The following is a 307-nucleotide window of genomic DNA, read 5'->3' as shown; positions in this document are numbered from 1 at the left end:
TTCTGGCGCATCACCTCCGCCAACAACCGCCCTGCCTTCCGTTTGGCCTGTTTGATCCGCTCCAGCTTCGTCGGGGCCGAGGCTGCCCTCTGGGGCTCTTCCTCCTCCAACTGCCCTGTTCTCCACCCGATTCCGTCGATTTGGGCCACCATCGCCTTCAGAAACGCCCCAAGTCCTTGGTCCTTCCAGCTGCGGCGGGATTTCACCCGGTACGCGAACCGGCTCATCACGCTCTCGGCGTGGCCCATCGGACGCATGCCGGCCGTCTCCACCCCTTGCGCCGACAGCCACTCCCGGTAGTCCCGGA

1 protein-coding gene is annotated in these 307 nt (G+C 65.5%); it reads right to left on the bottom strand.

Annotation, left to right across the window (positions count from 1 at the left end):
* Positions 1–307: UPF0236 family transposase-like protein (locus B4113_RS13300; protein ID WP_201028609.1), on the bottom strand; the 307-nt coding region annotated here is incomplete at both ends.

Source organism: Geobacillus sp. B4113_201601 (assembly GCF_001587475.1).
Taxonomy (GTDB): domain Bacteria; phylum Bacillota; class Bacilli; order Bacillales; family Anoxybacillaceae; genus Geobacillus; species Geobacillus icigianus.
The sequence above is the reverse complement of the archived record's forward strand: the minus strand, read 5'-3'. Positions and strand labels throughout refer to the sequence as shown.